This is a genomic window from Bradyrhizobium sp. HKCCYLR20261, assembly GCF_051168435.1.
In the GTDB taxonomy this organism is placed as follows: domain Bacteria; phylum Pseudomonadota; class Alphaproteobacteria; order Rhizobiales; family Xanthobacteraceae; genus Bradyrhizobium.
The window spans coordinates 462,588-481,440 of sequence record NZ_JBNPUZ010000003.1 but is presented as its reverse complement, the minus strand read 5'-3'; the positions used below and the strand labels follow the sequence as shown (position 1 = coordinate 481,440).

The window sequence follows — 18,853 nt, the reverse complement described above, 5'->3', positions numbered from 1 at the left end:
ATCGCCTTCGACCTGACGCGGCCAATCGCGTCGGCGGATAAAGTTTTCAACGGGAAACGCCCCCAACAAGGAGATGCCTTAATATGAAGCGTCGTGATTTTCTGAAGGTTTCGGCTGCGGGTGCCGCGGCGTCGGCCGCGGTGGCCTCGCCTGCGATTGCGCAGTCGATGCCTGAGATCAAGTGGCGGTTGACCTCGAGCTTCCCGAAGTCGCTCGACACGATCTATGGCGGCGCCGAGTACATGGCGAAGCAGGTCGCCGAGATGACCGACAACAAGTTCCAGATCCAGGTCTTCCAGGCCGGTGAGCTGGTGCCCGGCCTGCAGGCGCTCGACGCGACCTCCAAGAACACCGTCGAGATGTGCCACACGGTGTCTTACTACTACGTCGGCAAGGACCCGACCTTCGCGATCTTCGCCTCGGTGCCGTTCGGTCTCAATGCCCGGCAGCAGAACTCCTGGCTCTACCAGGGCGGCGGCAACGAACTCGCCAACGAGTTCTACAAGAAGTCCAACGTCATCGGCTTCCCCTGCGGCAACACCGGCACCCAGATGGGCGGCTGGTTCCGCAAGGAGATCAAGACCGTCGCCGATCTGTCGGGTTTGAAATTCCGCATCGGCGGCATCGCCGGCCAGGTGCTGCAGAAGCTCGGCGTCGTGCCGCAGCAGCTCGCGGGCGGCGACATCTATCCGTCGCTGGAAAAGGGCACCATCGACGCCGCCGAGTGGGTCGGTCCGTATGACGACGAGAAGCTCGGCTTCCAGAAGGTGGCGAAGTACTACTACTACCCGGGCTTCTGGGAAGGCGGTCCGACCGTTCACGCCTTCGCCAATCTCGACAAGTGGAACGAGTTGCCGAAGCACTACCAGTCGATCCTCACCAACGCGACGGTCAACGCCAACACCTGGATGGCCGCGCGCTACGATCAGGTGAACCCGGCGGCACTGAAGCGCCTCGTTGCTGGCGGCACCCAGCTTCGTCCGTTCACCAACGAAGTGCTCGAGGCCTGCCTCAAGGCGACCAATGAGCTGTGGGGCGAGATCTCGGCCAAGAACGCCGACTTCAAGAAGGTGATCGACGCGATGCAGGCCTACCGCTCGGATGAATATCTGTGGTGGCAGGTGGCCGAATACACCTACGACAGCTTCATGATCCGCTCGCGCACCCGCGGCTGATCGCAAACGTCAGATCGGCGGATCGACATCAAGCCCGGCCTCGCAAGAGGCCGGGCTTTTTGCATTGCGTTGCGACAACGTTTCGCAATGGCACTCTGACGCACTTTGATCCACACTGGAACTGAAGCCTCACAAAGAAGGCGGCTCGGAGAACGAACAAACATCACCCTAGGGAGGGAAAATCATGAAGCGGAGAGACTTCATCAAGGTCACCGGGCTCGGCGCGGCCGGTGCGGCGGCGATCGCGGCGCCGGCCATTGCGCAGTCTATGCCGGAGCTGAAATGGCGCATGCCGACGAGCTGGCCGAAATCGCTCGACACGCTGTATGGCGGCGCCGAGATGATGGCCAAGATCGTCGGTGAGGCCACCGACAACAAATTCCAGATCCAGCCGTTCGCGGCCGGCGAGATCGTCCCCGGCCTGCAGGTGCTCGACGCGGTGCAGAACGGCACCGTGGAGATCGGCCATACCGCCTCGTACTACTATTTCGGCAAGGATCCGACCTTCACTTTCGGCTCGTCGGTGCCGTTCGGCCCGAACATGCGCATCAACCAGGCCTGGTACATGCTCGGCGGCGGTCGCGAGATCCTCAACGAGTTCTACGCCAAGTACAATGTGGTCTCTCTGCTCGCCGGTAATACCGGCTGCCAGATGGGCGGCTGGTTTCGCAAGGAGCTCACTGGCGTCAACGATCTCAAGGGCCTCAAATTCCGCGTCGGCGGCTTCGCCGGACGCGTGCTGCAGAAGCTCGGCGCGGTGCCGCAGCAGATCGCCGGTGGCGACATCTACCCGGCGCTGGAGAAGGGCACGATCGATGCGGCCGAGTGGGTCGGCCCGTATGACGACGAGAAGCTCGGCTTCGTCAAGGTCGCGCCGCACTACTACTATCCGGGCTGGTGGGAGGGCGGGCCGATGCTGCTCTCCTTCGTCAACCAGGATCGCTGGAATGCGCTGCCCAAGCACTACCAGAAGATCCTGGAGCAGGCCGGTCACTACGCCAACAACTGGATGATGGCGAAGTACGACCAGAGCAATCCGGCGGCGCTCCGCCGTCTGCTCGCCGCCGGCGCCAAGCTGCATGCCTTCTCGCCCGAGATCATGCAGGCCTGCCTGAAGGCGGCGCGCGAGCTGCACGGCGAGGTCGCGGCCAGCAACCCCGATTTCAAGAAGACCTACGAATCGCTGTCGGCTTTCGCCGGCAATGGCTACTCCTGGTTCCAGGTCGCGGAGATCGGCTACGACGCCTTCATGGCGCGCAATCCGCTGAGCTGACCCGTCCGTCCTTCGGGGCGATCGGACGCAAAACAAAACCCCGGCGCGTTGCGCCGGGGTTTTTCGTTGTCTCGCGCGAGCGCCGCATCACTGCTTCGGCGGATCGGTGTCGAATTTCGGCGGCCCGAAGTCGAGCGGCGGGGCGTCGATCTGCGGGATGTCGATCTTGATCGAGTTCGGATCGACGGTCGAGGCGGTGCCCTTGTAGTGCATGACCATCGAGGGGAAGATGATCACCAGCATCACCATGATCAGCTGGATCACCACGAACGGCACCGCGCCCCAGTAGATCTGGCCCGTCGTGACCGGCTCCATCCGCTTGCCGGTGACGCGGTCGAGATAGGAGTCCTTCGGTGCCACCGAGCGCAGGTAGAACAGCGCGAAGCCGAACGGCGGATGCATGAACGAGGTCTGCATGTTGACGCCGAGGATGACGCCGAACCAGATCAGGTCGATGCCGAGCTTCTCGGCCGCGGGTCCGAGCAGCGGGATGATGATGAAGGCCAGCTCGAAGAAGTCGAGGAAGAACGCCAGCACGAACACGAAGGCGTTGACGAAGATCAGGAAGCCGATCTGGCCGCCGGGCAGGGAGGTCAGGAGGTGCTCGACCCAGACATGGCCGTTGACGCCGTAGAAAGTCAGCGAGAACACGCGCGCGCCGACCAGGATGAAGACCACGAAGGCCGACAGCTTGGCGGTGGACTCGACCGCCTGGCGGACCAGGTCGAAGCTCAGCCGCCGCTTGATCGCGCCGAGGATGATCGCGCCGGCCGCGCCCATCGCACCGCCTTCGGTCGGCGTTGCCAGGCCGATGAAGATCGTGCCGAGCACCAGGAAGATCAGGAACAGCGGCGGCACCATCACGAAGGTGGTCTGCTGCGCCATGCGCGACAGGAAGCGGTATCCTGTGGTGCGCTCCAGCACCCAGTTCACCACCGCGACCGCGAAGGCGAACACGATGCCGGAGAACATGCAGAGCACGACGAAATCGGCGCCGTGATACGTGGAGCCGCGCATCACGTACCAGCCGAACACGCAGGACGCCAGGAACAGCACGCCGAGCGAGCCGAGGCCGCGGCTGCCGGAATCCTCGCGGAAGCCGATCGCCTCGGGCGGCAGGCCCGGCGCGGCCTTCGGGAAGATCATGCTGACCAGGAAGGCGTAGCCGGCGTAGAGCGCCGACAGTACCAGGCCGGGAATAAAGGCGCCCTCATACATGTCGCCGACCGACTTGCCGAGCTGGTCGGCCATCACGATCAGGACCAGCGACGGCGGGATGATCTGCGCCAGCGTGCCGGAGGCGGCGATGACGCCCGAGGCGAGGCGGCGGTCATAGCCGTAGCGCAGCATGATCGGCAGCGAGATCAGGCCCATCGAGATCACGGAGGCCGCGACGACACCGGTGGTGGCGGCGAGCAGCGCGCCGACGAAGATGACCGCATAAGCGAGGCCGCCTCGGATGGTGCCGAACAGCTGCCCGATGGTGTCGAGCAGGTCCTCCGCCATGCCGGATCGTTCCAGGATCAGGCCCATGAAGGTGAAGAACGGAATCGCCAGCAGCGTGTCGTTGTTCATCACGCCGTAGACGCGTTCGGGGAGCGCCTGCAGAAAGTCCGGCCGGAATTCACCGAGCTCGATGCCGACGAGGGCATAGAACAGCCCGACGGCGCCGAGCGAGAATGCCGCCGGATAGCCGAGCAGCAGCATGACGACCAGCGAGCCGAACATGATCGGCGCCATATTGGCGATCAGAAACGCAGTCATTGAAGTATCCCCCCAGCCCGCCGTTTATTTCTTTTCGATCGCTTCGACCAGGTGCTCGACCTCGGCCTCGATCCCGTGGGACTTCGAAGCGTGGGGATCTGGGATGAGTCCGCGCATCACCGCGATGCGCTTGATCAGCTCGGAGATGGCCTGCACGAGCAGGAAGACGAACCCGATCATGATCAGCGATTTCGCCGGCCATTGCGGTAGGCCGCCGGCATTGCTGGACTGCTCGTTGATCTCGACCGAGCGCAGGAAGAACGGCACGCTGGTGATGATCATCACGATGCAGAGCGGGATCAGGAACAGCACGTGACCGACGACGTCGATGGTGTCACGCAGCCATTTCGGCAACATGGCGTTCACGATGTCGATGCGGATGTGCTCGTTGTCGAGCAGGGTCCAGGGCGAGCACAGCAGGAAAACCGCCGCGAACAGCACCCATTGCAGCTCGAGCCATGAGTTGGACGAGGTATCGAGTGTCTTGCGGACAATGGCGTTGACGGTCGAGATGATCACCGCCAGCAGGATCAGCCACGCCAGCCGCTTGCCGGTCCAGCTCGTGAACGCATCGATCCCGCGGCTCAATTTCAGCAACGCTTGCAACGCAATCCTCCCCCAATGTCTTGCGACGTCCCGCATGGCCCGCTCTTGGCTGCGCGGCATGCGGCACAGCGGCCTATCCCCGGCAAGCGCCAAGCCGGATCACCATTCCAGCGCGTGGTGGTACCGTCAATCGGAAAGTAGAGGAATTGACTGCGGAACCAATGACTTGTAAGGCGTAGATAGCATCCGAATGTCGCAGCGCAGCTGCTTCGGACGGTCCCCGAGCAGCTTGGCTGCCTTCCACCAGCTTTGGCGTTCCGTTCGCACGTCCAGATTGTCCTATCGTTCATTTCTGCTGACCATGCAACGCTGGCCTCGCGGCGCTGTCAGCGTCCGAGTTTTGCCGATGAGCGTGCCCTTTTTCCCGAAGAGGGCACGGGGAATGCCGGGCGCTGGCCGCACCCATGGCCCGCCTGCGAAAAAAATGCAGGCGGCAGGTACCACAGGTTCAGCCGAGACATCCCGGCATTCCCCGCGCGATGGTTTGACGGCTTATACGTACTCTCCCCGGGGACCGGCTTGTTTGCCCCCGTCACGGACGGATCATCATTACCGTCCACTTGACCTCAGCATCGGGAGGCCAGGACCATACGACTTCACCGGCGCATCAGCCCGTTCGTCCGCATGAACGATCACGCTGCGATCCGACGCGCCCACCGCATCCCACATCCAACGTCTCGTGACGGTCGCGAAGCGCCCCTCGGCGGATACAGGATGGCGACAGTCAATCACAAATTCCGATAAAGCGAAACAGAAATTTCGCCGCGGATGGCGGCGGAAACAGACAGTCGATTGGACAAGCTGACGAAATTAGTTTTTTGGCGCGGCTCAGATTCGCTGCGACCGCGTCCTGCGCGGCTCCGCGACGTCTCACGGGTGGGAGATTCCGTTCCGCGATTTGCCCGACGAGTAGACCGCATTAGGCGTCGGCGGAGTGAGGGGCATAGATTCCGCGCGCGGCGGTGTCGGTCGATATGGCGCCTGCGCGTGTTCTACTTAGCCGAGTAGATTGATGCAGGTAGCCCGCCTTCATTGTGGAAGGTGTGGCGGAATCGGCAACCTGTCGGACGATTCCTGCGCTGCTCAGCGATGGCTGCGACAACATGTCCACTTTTGGGTTGACGCGGTTCCAGCGCTTTGCCATGCAACGTCCTTCCACGCTTGCGGCCTGCAAAGGCAGCGACACCCGCTGATGTCGTCAAGACGAGCTGGATACGCCGCCGCAGCACTGGGCAGCGTGGTGAGGTCGGCGTGAGCTTCGTGTCGCGCGCCGGCCATCGCCGAGAATACGATAGGGGGAGGCATGCGCGCATTGCTGGCGGTCAGCGCCGCGATCGATTGGCTGAACGAGAAGATCGGCTACGTCTGCAACTTGCTGGTGCTCGCGGCCTGCATCGTGAGCGCGGTGAACGCGATGATCCGGTACGCCTTCAGCTACAGCTCGAATGGCTGGCTCGAAGCGCAGTGGTATATGTTTGCCATCATCGTGATGCTCGGCGCCGCCTATACGTTCAAGCGCAACGAGCATGTGCGCGTCGAGATCTTCTATTTGATGCTCTCTGAGCGTGGGCAGCTCTGGCTCGATCTGGTCGGCACGCTGTGCTTTCTGATCCCAGTCTGTCTGCTGTTGGCCTATTTGTCATGGCCGGTGTTCTACAACTCCTACATCATCGGCGAGTATTCGGGAAACGCGGGAGGGCTGCTGCGCTGGCCGATCAAGGCGGTGCTCCCCGCCGGCTTTTTCCTGCTCGCTCTCCAGGGTGTCTCTGAAGTGATCAAGCGTATCGCCGCACTGAAGGGCGAGCTTACCATCGACGCAAAATACGAGCGGCCGACCCAATGATCACCATCGAGATGATGCCGCCGCTGATGTTCGGCGGCCTGGTTGTCGCCATGCTGATCGGCTTTCCGGTCGCTTTCACACTCGCTGCTGTCGGCTTGTCATTTGGCTTCCTGGCGATCCACGAAGGCTTCTTCGGGCTAAGCTTTCTGCAGGCCATTCCGGAGCGCGTCTACGGCAACGTGCTGGGGAATGAGCTGCTGCTGGCGATCCCGTTTTTCACGTTCATGGGCTCGATCCTCGAACGCTGCGGGCTCGCCGAGGACATGCTGGACTCGATGGGACAGCTGTTCGGTCCGATCCGTGGCGGACTCGGCTATTCCGTGATCATCGTCGGATTCATCCTGGGAGCGATCACGGGCACTGTCGCGGCGCAAGTCATCGCCATGGCGTTGATCTCGATGCCGGTGATGATTCGCTACGGCTACAACATGCGCTACATCACCGGTGTCCTGGCGGCGTCGGGCACCATCACCCAGCTGGTGCCGCCCTCTCTGGTGCTGATCGTCCTTGCCGACCAGCTCGGCAAGTCCGTCGGTGACATGTATCTCGGCGCCTGGGGGCCCTCGATCTTCCAGATCGTGCTGTTCGCCGGCTACACATTCGTTCTCGGCCTGATCAAGCCCGAACATGTCCCGCCCGTTCCGAAAGAGGCGCGGACGCTCACCGGCTGGCCGCTTTGGCGCAAATGTCTGCTCGGCATCATTCCTTCGGCCGTTCTGATCTTCGTGGTGCTCGGCACCATGATGCTCGGCCTTGCGACCCCGACCGAAGCAGGCGCCATGGGTGCGGTTGGCGCGATTGTCCTTGCGGTCATTCACCACAAGGATTTCAGCTCCTACGGGCGCAACATCCTCATCATTGGAGTGGTTGCCGGAGGGATCGGTACCATCGTCGCGATCTTCGTCGCCGAGAATCTGGTTTTCCGGCTGAGCTTCGCGATCGCCTACCTCGCTTTGGCGTGGGTCTGTGTCGAGGCGGCCAAGATCACGGATCTTCGCGGCTTGATCAGGCAGGGTTACGAGACCACGATGCGTATCACGTGCATGGTCACGTTCATTCTGATTGGTTCGACCTGCTTCTCGGTCGTGTTCCTCGGCTGCAATGGCGGTGTCTGGCTCGAGCATCTGCTGACTTCGCTCCCGGGCGGCGTCTGGGGCTTCCTCATCTTCATCAATATTTTCATTTTCTTCCTGGCCTTCTTCCTCGATTTCTTCGAGATCGCCTTCATCATCCTGCCGATGATTGCGCCCATCGCCCAGAAGATCCTGGCGCCGGTGGTCGGAGCGGATGCTGCGCTGATCTGGTTCGGCGTCATGTTGTGCGTGAACATGCAGACCTCCTTCCTGCATCCACCCTTCGGCTTTGCCCTGTTCTATCTGCGCGGCGTCGCCCCCAAGGAGGTCAAGAGCTCCGACATCTATTGGGGAGCCATGCCGTGGATCGGCCTGCAGATGGTCATGGTCGCTCTCGTGATTGCATTTCCGATCACGGTGACAGGGCTGTTGGATGGACCGAGCAAGGTGGATATCGACAAGGTCAAGATCGAGGTGCCGCAGATCGACCTGCCACCGCTCAACTTCGATTCGCCGAAGAACTAGCTGGGAAATCCACGAGATGAGCAAGCCGGGCAAGTCCGAAGCCGAGCTGATTGCGATGGCGCGCGCTGAGCTGAAGGCTCACGTGGATTGCCCCGAGGGAATTGAGATCTTCATTGTGCGCGACGGGAACTCCTGGGAGTTTCGCGCCAGCGCGGACAGGGCCACGATCAGCAAGCCCGGCTACCCGGAATGTGTGGCCATGCTGGTGCAGATCGGGGATCACCTTTCGAAGCAGTACGCCGTCCAGGATTAAAAGGGGCGTATAGCCGCGGCGATGCGGGTCCGGGTTCGACACTCGTCCCGCGGCGATGCTTCTCAGCATCCGCCCATCGTGCGGCCCGCAACGCTTCCTCCCGTGGGCATGCCGGAGCGTGCCCGGTATCGGGTTCCAGCCATATTGGATCGCCGTACGTCTCGTGCTCGGCCGGGCTACAGTACGACCACGCCGGAATGCTTGGCCTTGTCCTCCGGCTCGACGTGGATGGTGATCCAGCTATGCTCGTCGTCCTCGCGTAGCGCGGCTTCGATCCGGTCGCAGATGTCGTGTGCCTGACGGACGGACATCTCGCCGGGCACGACGAGATGAAACTCGATGAAGGTCAGCTTGCCGGCATGGCGTGTCCGCACGTCATGAGCCTCGAGCGCGCCGCCGGCATGCTGGCCGATGATCTGGCGGATGCGCGCCAGCGTCGCCTCCGGCACGGCCTCGTCCATCAGCCCGCTGGTCGATTCCTTCAGCACCTGCCAGCCCGACCACAGGATGTTGACGGCGACCAGCAGCGCCAGCGCCGGATCGAGCACGGGCAGCTGCAGTATCACCGCGAGGCCCAGGCCGATCACGACGCCGCCGGAGGAAATGACATCCGTCAGCAGATGCCGTCCGTCCGCGACCAGCGCCGGCGACCGCAGCCGCTTGCCGCGGCTGATCAGCATCCAGCACCAGACGGCATTGAGCGCGCTCGCCCCTCCGTTCACGACGAGGCCTTCGAGCGGCGCCGAGAACGGCCGCGGGTTGAGGAAATTGCCGTAGGCCTCGTGGATGATGAGCAGCGCCGCGACGACGATCATGACGCCTTCGATGACCGCGCTGAAATATTCGACCTTGTGGTGACCGAACGGATGGTTGGCGTCGGCGGGCTTGGCGGAGATCCGCACCGCCAGCAGCGCGACCGCCGCCGTCACGACGTTCACGATGCTCTCCACCGCATCGGAATAGAGCGCGACCGAGCCGGTGATCCAGTAGGCCAGATATTTGAGGCCCAGGACGATCGTCCCGACAACGAGGCTGCCGATGGCGAGCGTGATGGATTGTGAGGGCATGTTGTCCTGATCCCGACGAAACGATGGGGTACTCAAGACAGGGGTGGAACGCAACGTCCGTTGCTGCGAGCGGATGGCAGGAGGAACAATGGCGGCCGCGCCGTCGCGCGGGGATCGCGACCTCACTGGAGCGGTCAAGCGAAGGGCCGTGCCCATTGCGATGAGCACGGCCCCCGGGCCTTGGCGGCGTCCCGCCTGAACGTCTGGCACCGGCTACTTCTCGCGGATGATCGTGGTGGTGCTGGTGCCGGTGCTTCCGACGGTCCCCGCATCCTCGCAGACCTTGGTCTGCCTGATCCGATCCTCGGCCTCCACGCGGCTCGTAAACGCCATCGGGCCGATCTGCGTGACCACCTCGCGATCCGCGGGGCGGGTGGTGGTGATGGTGCAGCGATGGCTCGGTCCCTGCACCACGTAGTACTCGTCAGCAAGCGCCGGAGCGATGGATCCGACGATCACAGCGCCAGCAAGAAGAAGGGATGCTTTCATTGTCGCCTCCGTCTATCTGATAGATGCATGCTCGAAGTCAGGACGACGCGATGCCAATGCCATCACGGTGTCCTCTCAGCGGCTGAGCAACTCGCTCGCGCGGCGGCAGTTCCGGCTAGCCGGAGAAGCTGCGTGTTGATGCGATGCACTGTCCGCCGCGATGGACGCCAGCGCGCGTCAGGTGATGAGGACGATGTGTGCCGTCGATGACGATGAAACCTGGGACGGCCTTCGCGGGAGGCGGCGCGCCATTGTTAGGGCAACGCCGGCGGCCTCGACCAGTCGGAGGACGCATCGTAAGTGTTGAGCGATGAGGGCGCGGAGGTGAGGAGTCATGATGAACAAGGTCGCCAGGCTGCTGGCATCTGTGCCGACATTCGGTCTGGCCGCCGCCCTCGGCGGATGCCTCGCCAGCGCGCAAGGTGTCGAGCGGCCGGCGGTCGCGCCGGCGACGCCGCCGGATCTGGCGCAGACCGGTCGCGCTGGTCCGGCCACCTACGATCCGGCTGTGTGGTTCAAGAACGACTTTTGGGGCCGCGAATGGCCGGACGGGTTCACCGTGGACAAGGACATCACGCTCGCCGTCCGAACGGAGCCCGAGATCGGCGCGCCGAAATCAGTTTCCTGCCTGCTCAGGAGAGGCGCGACCTATCATCCCTGGAATACCAAACGGGTCAAAGCGGACCGCTTGCGCTTCGTGACGTTCAGCCGGATCAGGACGTATCAGCTCACACGCGATTACTCGTCCGCGCTGCCGAGATGGCCGAAGGGCGAGGAGGTCAAGGTTACGTTGAAGGCCGGCGACCGGTGGTCTGCGGTCGGTCCGGGAGCGGAAGGCTTCTTCCTGATGCGCATCGGCACCGAGGTCTATCAGGGCTATCAGGACATCTTCGACGCGTCGACGGAGGTCGCTGGCGAGCCGGCCGCCCGCCCGGAGGACGACGACCACGAGTGGCTCCAGCTCAGATGCGCCAACGGCATGACGGGCTGGATCTTCTACGCCGACGTCAAGGATGCACCGGGCTTCTCCAGGACCAAGGAGTGCGGCTTCGGCTGCGCCGAGGATCGCAAGCCGGCGCGGCGGGGGTCGTCGCGATCGCCATCGGACGCCAATCGTTAGGTCGGACGTGCGGCTGGACCCGCTTTGCCGGAGACGACGAACGTCTCGATGAGGTGCGGCGCCAACGGTGTCGCGGGGGCGAAGCGGGGCTGCTGCGGCTGGCCTTCCCGGAATTGCAGGTTCTCCCGCCACTCGTGGCGGTCAGGCACGCGGTCGAGGCCGATGGCGTGGACCTGGACATCGTCGCCTTCGATGCGCAGCCGCAGGAAATTGTTATAGTGGCCGATGCGCAGCGCGCTGAAGGCGTCGTTGCGGTTCATGCGCAGCCAGCGGCAGGTGATCAGCATGTTGAGGCCGAAATAGGTGCTGCCGAGCACGAAGCCGACCGCGCCCATCTCCAACGCGAGCCGGCCGAGCCAGGTCCAGACGCTGTACCAGGGATGACCGGCGGGGAAGGGGTCGCCGTTCATCTGGCTGAAGACGGTGGCGGCGCCGAGCGCCGTGCAGACATGGGCGGCCGTGTGAATCACGCTGGTGCCGATGACGACCAGCGCCTTCTTGAACTGGATCGGCACGTTTTCGCGATCGATGTCGTCGAACTCCGTCCCGATGTGACGGCGTCGCCATTTGTTGAAGATATCGGTGAGCGAGACGTGCTCCTGCCGGGTGGTATAGCCGATGATGCCGGCGCCGAACGCCACCGCCACGAGGATGGCAATGTCGGGCTCGTTGCGCAGGCCGACCAGGACGCCGACGACGAAATACACCAGCCCCATGAAGATCGAGAAATCCCAGTTCGTGACCGCGAACCACAGATTGCGCCAGAGCAATTCGCGGCTGATCGGCATCGAAGGGTAGGCCGCGGGCTCCCTGCCGCCCTCCTTGTCGGCGAGCGTCAGCGGCAGCTTGGTGCCGGTCCAGCGCACGCTGACGGTCTTCTCCAATTGGTGGGTCGGGTGCAGGAAGGCGCCACCGCCGCCCGAGGTCACGAACTGCGTGCCGTCCTCGGCCTGGTAGCGGCTGTAGTGATGGGTGTCCCCGGACAGCAGCAAGGGGATCGTCAGGGCCTTGTCCGCCTTCTTCGCAATGCCGAGGACGTAGTCGACGATCTCCCACGATCTCATGTTGGTGTCGGTATAGAGCCAGCCGGGCTCCGCGGTGCAGAGGATGATCTTCGACCCCGGCTTGAGCTGGTCCGACTGGGCGACGAGCTTGAAATAGTCCGCCTGCGGCTGGTCCATGTTCTCGGCGAGCTGGATATCCATTCCCCACAGCCACCAGCTTTCGGTGAGCTGGATCGCGAAATAGCTGCGCTTCTGCTGCGTCCGCCACGAGCCGAAATGGGTCGGCGCCGGCCGGGTGAAATAGGCGAGGAACTGTACCAGCCCGTCATACCAATCATGGTTGCCGGGAATCGCGAACAGCGGCACTCCGCCATCATCCGTCTTGTCGTGATCGGGAGAGGCCCATTGATACGGCCGTCGCAACTGATTCCTGTAGGTCTGCGCATTAGCGAGCGGGTAGACTTCGTCGCCGCCCATGATCAGCATCTCGCCGCGTGGCAGCACTTGGCCGTCGAGCTCCAGCGTCTCGCGGGCGAGCAGGCAGGCGACCGCATAGGTGCTGTCAAAACCGTCGCCGAGATCGGCGACGAAGTCGATCCAGACCGGCCCCTTCGTCGCAGGGCTTTGGCTCCGGGCGAACGCCGTCGCGCGCGTCATGTGCTCGTCTGACGTCACCGTGTCCAGCGCGGCGACCATCAGCCGCCGGTCGGCATACTGCCCGAACATCGCCGACGTGACGACGTTGTTGAGCAGCTTGATCAGCAGCAGCGGATTGAACCAGCGCGTCATCCGCGGATAGGTCTTGGTGTCCTTCAAGAGATCGACGGTCATGTCGGCAGGTCTCGTCCAATGGCGCAGGAGAAGAGAACGGTTTCGGCTGGCCCAGCAGCGCTACAGCAGCTTCACGGTCACCTTCGCCTTGCCGGCGTTGTTCGGATAGAAGGCGTCGTACACCCAGGGCAGGCCGATCACCGCGTCGTTGACATAGAGGAACAGTTCGCCGCCTCGACTGGCCTTGAACGTCGCCTTGTAGGCTTGCGGCGTCGTGCTGGGGACCGGAATGGGATCGAGAAAATACTCGTCGACGCCGGTCTCTCCGATCCGGGCGATCAGGCGATACCAGGGGCGGAAGAGAACGCGGCGCAGCAGGATGGCGGCATAGAACTTCAAGCGTGCAGAACCCTGAACTGTGGATGTGCGATATCCGGCCGGCGTGACCGGATGCCCGGCATCGTCCCATGGCTCGCTCATCGTGACGATGATCTCGTACCTGAAGCCGGAGCGGACACTCAATCCGGTGGGAGCGCAGATGGCGTTCGTCGAGAACTCCTTGGCATCCTGCGGAATGCCTTTGTCGACGGCAACGAGCTCCTGCCGCGGTGTGCCATGGCAGAAGGCGCCCGTGGAGTCTGCGGCGTTGAACAGGAAGTGGCTCGTCAGCGTGGCGGCGAACCATACGGTCAACAGCGCAAGGAAGACGGGCAGGACGTGCCGTTTGCCGGTCTTGATGACGAACAGATAGGCGGGGTGGTTTCGAAAGGCATAGATGGCGCGGTGCAGGGGGCCGGACAGAACCGGCGGTGAGGCACGTTCGCGCCAGATCACGCGCATGGCGTCGCTGATGCGGGCGCTGAGCATCGAGCCGAGGAGCATCAGCAGCGCCACGGCGATGATGCCGCCGGCGAACCATTCGGGATTGGCCGCGTACCAGTCCGTCCACCAATGCAGCGATTGCGGCAGGAACGATTCGACCAGGCGGACCGCTTCGGAGACCATCCGGATGGGGGACTCGTATTCGTGTGCGCGATTGAGGTCGTGAAACAGCCAGAATGCCGCGAGGTGGAGGGAGGCGGCCAGGGTCGCGAAGTAGAGCAGCCGCCGCATCCAGACGAAATTCCACAGCTTCTCCTGGGCCGCGAAGCGTGCGGCTGCTCCGTCCGGCGTCTCGAAGCTCGTCGGACCGAGCGGCGTCAGCGCGCCGCTTCGCCGCACGATGAGGTAGTTGGCGGGCAGCCCGATGGGAGCGTAGGCATTGCAGCCGCTGTCGATGCGGTCGAAAACGCTCTCGTGAATCTTGGCCACGCCGACGTGGACGCCCACCGCCGGATCGTTGCACAGATCCGACACCTTGCGCGGGCCATAGCGATAGTACGAGCCGAGCCCGGCGCGCGAATCGTAGAGGCGCCCGTCCTTGTCCTGCGAGGTGACGATCGACTTGATCGAATCCGGATCGGCCACCGGCGCGGATTTGAAGATCAGGCCGCGCTTGACCGCCTCGTCCACGAGCCAGGTCAGCGGCACATAGGAGACCGAATCGTCCGGATAGCCGCCGCCGACATTGGCGTGCATGCCGACGAACCAGACCTGCACCAGCCGTTCGTCGTCGATCGTCTTGGGATCGTCCGGCTTGGTCTCTCCCTCTTCGGTCCAGAGCACCGGATGGAACGTGGTTCTCTCATCGTCCAGCGCGAGTGCATGGCGCGCGCAGTTGACGCGCGGGTTGAGAACGCGGTTCGGAAGCTCGAGCGGCCAGACCCAGCTGGAGATGCCCCGCGTCATCTCGTCGATGGGAAGTCCATAGGCCGCGACGGTGTCCCAGACGCCGATGAATTCGATCGACGGAATGTCCTTGCGCGCGATGCGAGCGTACGGCTTCCTGCCGCGGATGCGGTCCATCAGCGGCGTGAGCACATGGTCGCGCAAGGCGCGGAACGGCACCTCGATCCGCCACACCGAATGATATCCCTTGGCCCGATAGGCCCGGTACGCCTTGGCCGCGCCGTCATGCAATTCCGCTTCGGTGCCGGCCACGACCAGCCCCTGATCGAGAATCAACGCCGCGAGAACACGGACCGTGAAGGCGCCGCGGCTGAAGCCGAACAGATAGATCTTCGAGCCGTTGCCGTGATCGTAGTTGCGGCAGATGAACTTGTAGGTGTCCAGGATATTGCGCTTGAGGCCGAAGCCGAAGACGCCGCCGAGGATCGCCAGCGGGACGAAGGAGGAGGTGCCGACGCCGTCGTCATATTTGGCGGCCTGGGTGTTGCCTTGCAGGTCCAGCGCCTGAAACATGCGCCAGACATTGGTGCGCCACACGCTCGAGGCGGCGTTGCCGGTGCCATCCGACAGGATGATGATCTTCGGACTCGCCATGAATACGCCCCCGCTCGAAATTCATGATTGAAAGCGGAGAGGGTAGTGCGTGGGATGGAGAAAGCAATCTGAGATAGCGGCCGATCAGTCGGAAGTAGCGGCAGATGTTGCGGGACGGTTCAGTGGTCGGGGTTCTCCGGGAAGAGCCTGCATGCCGGACCGAGATGCCGGCCGGTCAGGCCGGCCGCGTCGCGATCCAGATCACGTGACGCGCGCCCCCGCCACCGCGGCCGGTGGCGCGGATCTTGATCTCCTCGGCGGCGAAGCCGGCCTTGCGCAGCCGCGGCGCGAAGCGGTCGTCGGGGTGGGAGGACCACACGGCCAGCAGGCCGCCGGGGCGTAGCGCGGTGAAGGCGGCGCGCAGGCCCGAGGGATCATACAGTGCGTCGTTGGACTCCCGGGTCAGTCCCTGCGGGCCGTTGTCAACGTCGAGCAGGATCGCATCATAGCTGCCGCGCGCGGCCGTGATCAGCCGCACCACGTCGCCCTCGCGGATCTCGACGCGCGGATCGGCCAGGCTGTCGCCGGAGAGTTCGGCCATCGGCCCGCGCGCCCAGGCGATTACGGCCGGCACCAGCTCGGCGACGGTGACGCGCGCCTGCGGCCCCAGCACCTTCAGGGCCGCGCGCAGGGTGAAGCCCATGCCGAGGCCGCCGATCAGCAGAGTCGGGGCGGGGCGGTCCTTGAGGCGGGCGCAGCTCAGGGTCGCCAGCGCTTCCTCCGAGCCGTAGAGGCGACTGCTCATCAGCTCGTTCTGGCCCAGCTTGATGCTGAACTCCTTGCCACGCTGCATCAACCGCAGCGGCTCGCCGCCGCCGGGCACGTCTGCGGTGTCGATCAGCTTCCAGGGAATCACGCGGGTCTCATCTCGTCTTGAAAGCGGGGTCCGGCAGGCGTTCGTCGGACCGACGGAGGTCATGATCGCCGCTGTCCTGCCGGCAACGGATTCGCCTGCTTACCACAATGACGGAGGACGTTCTGCCCGACGGTGCGGCCGATGGCAGCGCGACGCTCGCGGAACCCAGCAGTCCCCTGGTGATTGAGGAGGGGGCGCGGCATCAAAGGCGATTGCGGATTACCGATGAAACTATCTCTTCTTTCGCAAACGCGGCTCTCGGTCGTCGCCATCCCTGCCCAGAACGAAGCATCCGAAATCGCCGGCTGTCTTGCGGCCCTGGCCATGCAGCGGGACGAAGAGGGAGCCCCGATCGCACGGGGCAGCCTGGAGATCCTCGTCTTCGCCAACAGCTGCACCGACGACACCGCCGCAATCGCCCGGCAGGCGGCGCGTTCGATCCCGCACCCGGTCGTGGTGGTCGAAGAGGATCTGCCCGAGGGGCAGCGAAATGCCGGGTGGGCGCGCAAGCGCGCGATGGACCTGGCTGCAATCCGGCTTGCCGAGGCGGCTCTGCTGCACGGCCTCATCATGACCACCGATGCCGACAGCCGGGTGTCGCCGACATGGTTTGCCGCCACGCTTCGCGCCTTCGACGAAGGTGTCGACTGCGTCGCCGGCTACATCGATGCGATCCCGAGCGAGTATGTCGCTCTTGGTGATCAGTTCGTGGTACGCGGCCGGCTCGAAGATGCCTATCTGCGCTACATCGCCGAAATCAACGCGCGCTGCGACCCGCGGCCGCACGATCCCTGGCCGACCCATCGGGTCTCGTCTGGGGCCAGCCTGGCGGTGACAGCCGCCGCCTATGCAGCGATCGGCGGTCTGCCGCCGCGCCCGGTCGGGGAGGACGTCGCGCTGACGGCGGCGCTCGACCGTGCCGGGCTGAAGGTGCGCCACGCCATGGACGTGTGCGTGGCCACCTCCTGCCGGTTCGAAGGGCGGGCGAGCGGCGGCGCTGCCGACACGATGCGCCATCGCCACGGACATCCCGATGCGCCCTGCGACGATGATCTCGAGCCCGCGCTGCAGGCCACGCGACGCGCGCTCTGCAAGGGGATGTTGCGCGATCGCTGGAGCCGAGGGCCGGCCGCGCGCCGCTGGCCTGCCGCTCTGGGACCGTCGCGTGAGATCATCCGCGCCTTCGACGGTTTGGCCACTTGCTCGTTCGAAGACGCCTGGGATGCGGTGTGCGGCATGAGCCAGGCATTGAAGCGCGGCGCACCGCTGCGCCCGTCTGACCTGCCGCGCCAGATCGCCATCGCCAGGATGATCGTGCGGCATCTGAGACCGCCGGTCAGGCCGCCGAGAAGCGCTCCAGGCGATATGTCTCATCGTGAAGGATCGTGCGAACCGGCAGTGCCGGCTTGATGCCATCGGCAAACAGCTCGCTGGCCTCGATCCCCGTGAGCGGATAGTTCGTCTCGCCGAGCCAGTGGCACAGCACGATCTCGCCGCCAGGCGCGATCTCCGCGATACATTCCTGCGTGACGCGCTGCAGGTCGGGCTTGGCGAAATAGTACAGAACCTCCGACAGCACGATCAGGTCGAATGGCCCCTTGGGAAAGTCGGCCGGAATGGTCGCGACGCGAAAGCTGACGTTCGACCCGCTGACCGACCTTGCGACCTCGAGCGCCGTGGCGGATGCGTCGATGGCGAGCAGCTGAGCACAATGCGCGCTGAGAAGTTGTGTCAATACGCCGATCGAGCAGCCGACTTCGAGCGCCTGCGCGTAGGGCGCCCGGGTGAGAGAGGCGATCGTGGCCTGATACTTGTCCTGCTCGTAGCGGCTGCTTCGAAACCGCCAGGGGTCGATGTCAGCCTTATATTTGGCTTCGAAATAGTCCGGGGGAAGGGTTGCAGCTTTTCTGGTCACGACGGCACCTCGATGAAATACTCATAGGGTCCGAGGAACGGCGCCAGGGACGCGTCGTCGAAACGGAAGCCATCCGGATCGTCGCTGATGAGGTCTGTCATCTGCGACGCGTGGGCATCGATCGCCGCCCGCTTGCGACCACGCTGCGATGAGATGTCGATCCGGACCGCGCTCAGCGGCGGCTGCTGCGTCTCGACATCAGCCGCGAGGTGCCATCCCCAGACCGGATACGCCCAGAGCTTCAGGCCGGGGCTCGCTCGGCGAACGGCCTTCGCCAGCGCCGCGGACGCCTGGTGATCGCAATGCGGATCGCCCTCCCATGTGACGAACAGGGCGCCGGCTCCGGACCGTCGGACCACCTTCAGCGTCGTTTCAACGGCCGCATCGAAGTCCGGGCCCGACATCGGCGCCCTCGTATCCGGCAGTCCGAGGAACGTGACATGGTCCGGCTGCACCCCGAGAACCCGGCCGGCTGCATGCACCTCGGCGTATCTCAGCGCGACCAGTTTCTGTCGCGGATACTGCCTGGAACGGGGATGCGAGCCCGAGCCGTCGGTCACGACGATGACATTGACCTCATGTCCTGCAGCACGGGATTCCGCAATCAGGCCTCCCGCGCCAAGCGACTCGTCGTCCGGATGGGGCGAGAGCACCACCAGCGGGCGTCCGTGGACGAGCTCATCCACCGTGACAACCGGACTGGTGCTCAGCGCGTCGAGAAATCGATCGGCGCGCAC

Annotated in this window: 16 protein-coding genes; 7 read left to right on the top strand and 9 right to left on the bottom strand. The window is 64.1% G+C overall.

The window, feature by feature from the left end; all coding sequences use genetic code 11:
• Positions 1-83 precede the first annotated feature (83 nt).
• Both ACQR1L_RS09410 and ACQR1L_RS09405 read left to right on the top strand, forming a co-directional pair.
• Positions 84-1,175 (top strand): TRAP transporter substrate-binding protein, encoded by a 1,092-nt coding sequence (locus ACQR1L_RS09410; protein WP_434857670.1) that lies wholly within the window; start codon positions 84-86, stop codon positions 1,173-1,175.
• Positions 1,176-1,359: 184 nt separating this feature from the next.
• A complete protein-coding gene (locus ACQR1L_RS09405; protein ID WP_434857669.1) occupies positions 1,360-2,448 on the top strand; it encodes a TRAP transporter substrate-binding protein in 1,089 nt (362 codons plus the stop codon).
• Between the two features lie 87 nt (positions 2,449-2,535).
• On the opposite strand, the gene ACQR1L_RS09400 is transcribed toward ACQR1L_RS09405, so the two are convergent.
• The gene (locus ACQR1L_RS09400; RefSeq protein ID WP_434857668.1) at positions 2,536-4,212 is read right to left on the bottom strand and encodes a TRAP transporter large permease; all 1,677 of its coding nucleotides are present in this window, start codon (positions 4,210-4,212) and stop codon (positions 2,536-2,538) included.
• Positions 4,213-4,236: 24 nt separating this feature from the next.
• Entirely contained in the window at positions 4,237-4,818 is a 582-nt protein-coding gene (locus ACQR1L_RS09395) for a TRAP transporter small permease subunit (protein ID WP_434857667.1), read from the bottom strand.
• A 1,303-nt stretch (positions 4,819-6,121) separates the two neighbouring features.
• Between ACQR1L_RS09395 and ACQR1L_RS09390 the strand changes: the two genes are divergently transcribed.
• The 3 genes from ACQR1L_RS09390 to ACQR1L_RS09380 are packed head-to-tail and all read left to right on the top strand — an operon-like array spanning position 6,122 to position 8,512.
• Positions 6,122-6,661, top strand: a complete 540-nt coding sequence (locus tag ACQR1L_RS09390) for a TRAP transporter small permease subunit (RefSeq protein ID WP_434857666.1) — start codon at positions 6,122-6,124, stop codon at positions 6,659-6,661.
• Positions 6,658-8,259: a TRAP transporter large permease gene (locus ACQR1L_RS09385; RefSeq protein ID WP_434857665.1), complete on the top strand. Its 1,602-nt coding sequence runs from the start codon at positions 6,658-6,660 to the stop codon at positions 8,257-8,259. Before ACQR1L_RS09390 ends, ACQR1L_RS09385 begins: the two co-directional genes overlap by 4 nt.
• A 16-nt stretch (positions 8,260-8,275) precedes the next feature.
• A complete protein-coding gene (locus ACQR1L_RS09380; protein WP_434857664.1) occupies positions 8,276-8,512 on the top strand; it encodes a hypothetical protein in 237 nt (78 codons plus the stop codon).
• Between the two features lie 176 nt (positions 8,513-8,688).
• On the opposite strand, the gene ACQR1L_RS09375 is transcribed toward ACQR1L_RS09380, so the two are convergent.
• Both ACQR1L_RS09375 and ACQR1L_RS09370 read right to left on the bottom strand, forming a co-directional pair.
• A complete protein-coding gene (locus ACQR1L_RS09375; protein ID WP_434857663.1) occupies positions 8,689-9,579 on the bottom strand; it encodes a cation diffusion facilitator family transporter in 891 nt (296 codons plus the stop codon).
• A 213-nt stretch (positions 9,580-9,792) separates the two neighbouring features.
• A complete protein-coding gene (locus ACQR1L_RS09370) occupies positions 9,793-10,068 on the bottom strand; it encodes a hypothetical protein (RefSeq protein WP_434857662.1) in 276 nt (91 codons plus the stop codon).
• A 334-nt stretch (positions 10,069-10,402) separates the two neighbouring features.
• Here ACQR1L_RS09370 and ACQR1L_RS09365 point away from each other — a divergent pair, with 334 nt between their 5' ends.
• Positions 10,403-11,188: a hypothetical protein gene (locus ACQR1L_RS09365; RefSeq protein WP_434857661.1), complete on the top strand. Its 786-nt coding sequence runs from the start codon at positions 10,403-10,405 to the stop codon at positions 11,186-11,188.
• Here the strand turns inward: ACQR1L_RS09365 and ACQR1L_RS09360 are convergent.
• The 3 genes from ACQR1L_RS09360 to ACQR1L_RS09350 form a co-directional block, all read right to left on the bottom strand.
• The gene (locus ACQR1L_RS09360; protein WP_434857660.1) at positions 11,185-13,023 is read right to left on the bottom strand and encodes a metallophosphoesterase; all 1,839 of its coding nucleotides are present in this window, start codon (positions 13,021-13,023) and stop codon (positions 11,185-11,187) included. The two genes, ACQR1L_RS09365 and ACQR1L_RS09360, sit on opposite strands and share 4 nt — an antisense overlap.
• A gap of 60 nt (positions 13,024-13,083) precedes the next feature.
• On the bottom strand, positions 13,084-15,345 hold the full coding sequence (locus ACQR1L_RS09355) for a DUF2235 domain-containing protein (RefSeq protein ID WP_434857659.1): 2,262 nt from the start codon (positions 15,343-15,345) through the stop codon (positions 13,084-13,086).
• Positions 15,346-15,520: 175 nt separating this feature from the next.
• Positions 15,521-16,201, bottom strand: a complete 681-nt coding sequence (locus ACQR1L_RS09350; protein ID WP_434857658.1) for a spermidine synthase — start codon at positions 16,199-16,201, stop codon at positions 15,521-15,523.
• 225 nt (positions 16,202-16,426) lie between these two features.
• Here ACQR1L_RS09350 and ACQR1L_RS09345 point away from each other — a divergent pair, with 225 nt between their 5' ends.
• Positions 16,427-17,611, top strand: coding sequence for a glycosyltransferase (locus tag ACQR1L_RS09345; protein ID WP_434857657.1), 1,185 nt, complete (start codon positions 16,427-16,429; stop codon positions 17,609-17,611).
• Here ACQR1L_RS09345 and ACQR1L_RS09340 read toward each other — a convergent pair.
• Positions 17,538-18,116 (bottom strand): class I SAM-dependent methyltransferase, encoded by a 579-nt coding sequence (locus tag ACQR1L_RS09340; protein WP_434857656.1) that lies wholly within the window; start codon positions 18,114-18,116, stop codon positions 17,538-17,540. The two genes, ACQR1L_RS09345 and ACQR1L_RS09340, sit on opposite strands and share 74 nt — an antisense overlap.
• Positions 18,113-18,853, bottom strand: a complete 741-nt coding sequence (locus ACQR1L_RS09335; protein ID WP_434857655.1) for a PIG-L deacetylase family protein — start codon at positions 18,851-18,853, stop codon at positions 18,113-18,115. Before ACQR1L_RS09335 ends, ACQR1L_RS09340 begins: the two co-directional genes overlap by 4 nt.

Coding starts and splice junctions, on each gene's coding strand:
- ACQR1L_RS09410 (WP_434857670.1), top strand. CDS start 84: ATGAAGCGTCGTGATTTTCTGAAGGTTTCGGCTGCGGGTGCCGCGGCG.
- ACQR1L_RS09405 (WP_434857669.1), top strand. CDS start 1,360: ATGAAGCGGAGAGACTTCATCAAGGTCACCGGGCTCGGCGCGGCCGGT.
- ACQR1L_RS09400 (WP_434857668.1), bottom strand. CDS start 4,212: ATGACTGCGTTTCTGATCGCCAATATGGCGCCGATCATGTTCGGCTCG.
- ACQR1L_RS09390 (WP_434857666.1), top strand. CDS start 6,122: ATGCGCGCATTGCTGGCGGTCAGCGCCGCGATCGATTGGCTGAACGAG.
- ACQR1L_RS09385 (WP_434857665.1), top strand. CDS start 6,658: ATGATCACCATCGAGATGATGCCGCCGCTGATGTTCGGCGGCCTGGTT.
- ACQR1L_RS09380 (WP_434857664.1), top strand. CDS start 8,276: ATGAGCAAGCCGGGCAAGTCCGAAGCCGAGCTGATTGCGATGGCGCGC.
- ACQR1L_RS09375 (WP_434857663.1), bottom strand. CDS start 9,579: ATGCCCTCACAATCCATCACGCTCGCCATCGGCAGCCTCGTTGTCGGG.
- ACQR1L_RS09370 (WP_434857662.1), bottom strand. CDS start 10,068: ATGAAAGCATCCCTTCTTCTTGCTGGCGCTGTGATCGTCGGATCCATC.
- ACQR1L_RS09365 (WP_434857661.1), top strand. CDS start 10,403: ATGATGAACAAGGTCGCCAGGCTGCTGGCATCTGTGCCGACATTCGGT.
- ACQR1L_RS09360 (WP_434857660.1), bottom strand. CDS start 13,023: ATGACCGTCGATCTCTTGAAGGACACCAAGACCTATCCGCGGATGACG.
- ACQR1L_RS09355 (WP_434857659.1), bottom strand. CDS start 15,345: ATGGCGAGTCCGAAGATCATCATCCTGTCGGATGGCACCGGCAACGCC.
- ACQR1L_RS09345 (WP_434857657.1), top strand. CDS start 16,427: ATGAAACTATCTCTTCTTTCGCAAACGCGGCTCTCGGTCGTCGCCATC.